1 protein-coding gene and 1 pseudogene are annotated in these 1802 nt (G+C 69.4%); one reads left to right on the top strand and one right to left on the bottom strand.

The genetic code is table 11. The annotated features are described in order from the left end of the window. Positions 1-706 precede the first annotated feature (706 nt). Positions 707-1231: a hypothetical protein gene (locus WHI96_RS27600; RefSeq protein WP_345650440.1), complete on the top strand. Its 525-nt coding sequence runs from the start codon at positions 707-709 to the stop codon at positions 1229-1231. 251 nt (positions 1232-1482) lie between these two features. Here WHI96_RS27600 and WHI96_RS27595 read toward each other — a convergent pair. After that, a pseudogene (locus WHI96_RS27595) lies at positions 1483-1802 on the bottom strand (hypothetical protein); the annotation flags it as partial.

Genomic DNA, 1802 nt, shown 5'->3' with positions numbered 1-1802 from the left:
CCGACCGACAGCACCCGCCAGGGCAGACACAGAGAGGCGTCCGCGAGCTCGCCCGCGGAGGACTGCGGGTCCGAACGCGACCTCGGGACCGGGCACGACACGAGAGAGTCGAGAGTCCCGCCGACCATGTCCAGCCGGCGGTGCGCCAGCACCAAGCTCCGCCCCCGAGGACTGGCTCCCGCCGCGCCGCAGGGCGCGCCCCGCCCCGGAAACTTGGAACCTCACGGAAAAAGACAAAGACGGTGCCAATAATTACTACTTCAGAGACTTCCGACGAACCCTGACAGTAGCGTTTATGGCGACCCTTTCGAAGGGTGCAAGATTCTCACCAGGATATCGGTACTGAGTAATCTGTGACGGCGATGTTGATCATGCTGGAAGGGTTTGCGGACGCGCCATTAACGCTGCTACGGTCACCTGGCCTTCACCACCGAGGCGCGCTGCCCGACCGCGGGCCCGCTTGCCCAGGTCGCTGCTCCGAAAGCGCAGTGACTAACCGTAGAGAACGGATCGTGAAATGACTGCTGTCTCGTCAAAGAGGTGGAAGAAAACGGCGAAGGCTGTAAGTCCGGAGTGCTCGGCAATCGTAAGACTGTCAGTGAGCGGGTTGACCTATAGGCACGGCCGCCGCGGAGCGGGTCCTGCTCGGTGTGCGGGTGGCGGGCGGCCGGTGCACGGTCCGGGGATCGACGGTCGGGCGACCGCGGTGTTCTCGCTGCAGCGGTGTCGCGTCTCGGGGGTGGTGCTCACCGCGCAGATGGGTCCGCGGGTCGAGCGGCCGGAGCTGATGGTCGCGACCATCGATCCGGATCAGGACGGCGGTCAGGTGACGGCGCTGCGGCCAGAGGAGGTGCGCCGGTTGGCTGAGTGGATCGACGCTGCCACCCAGTGGATGCGGGGTCCGCTCGTGCCGGTGCTCGCCGAGGCGCTCACCGGCGGGTTCCCACCGGCGGAGCGCAGCATCGTGTGGTCTCACGTGGTGTCGGCCCCGCAGGTGGAGATCGGCTCGCTGGAACGAGGCAAGGTCGTCGGCCGAGTCACCGACTGGGACGAGCCGGGGATCGCGTTCGTGACGGCGGTGACACGAGCTGGTCAGCCTCTCGGCACTCCGGCATTCCTAGGCCTGGACCAGGCTCGTGATCTGCGTGATGACCTGCGGCGTTGGCTGGACTGGGTCGAGCTCGTCGAGGGCACCGGCGCGGGATTCACCGAGGCTGGAGAGGCCCGATGAGCAACTACCAGTCGCTGCTGACCTGCAAGGCTCCACTGTGCAGCTCGGGCAAGCGAGGGTTCGCCGACGGGGCGGCGGCGGATCGGGAGTTGATGCGGGTGCGCCGGCTGCGCCGTGCCGATCCGACCGCCGGACGCAAGCCTGGACGGGTGGAGCGCGCGACCTACCGGTGTGCAGCGTGCGGCTGGTGGCATCTCACCGCGCGCGGCCCCAGGAGCAGGGGCCCGCGCGGGCGGACGGACCGGGCGCGGTCACCCCGCGGCCGGCGGCACTGAGGAGCGCGGGTCATCACGTCCGGCGCGGGCTTCACGCAACTCGCGCAGGTGCTCGCTGAGCGCCTCCCGTGCCGCCATCCGCGCTCCGCGTCCCGCGGGCTGGTCGCGCAGTCCCACAACTGCTCCTGAAACGGGCGAGGAGGGCTCGGTGCCGCTCGGGACGGCGCGCATACGACCGATCTGGACGGCGCGGATCTCGCCGAGGCGTCCCTGCCACGGCCGCAGCCGCGCGCCGATGACTCCCAGCGGATCCCGAGCGCCGGTGGTGACCGGGCCACGCGGACGGTCGGGCCTTT

This window comes from Pseudonocardia tropica (genome assembly GCF_040105315.1).
Lineage (GTDB): Bacteria > Actinomycetota > Actinomycetes > Mycobacteriales > Pseudonocardiaceae > Pseudonocardia > Pseudonocardia alni.
Note: the sequence above shows the minus strand (reverse complement) of the source record. Positions and strands in the feature narration are given on the sequence as shown.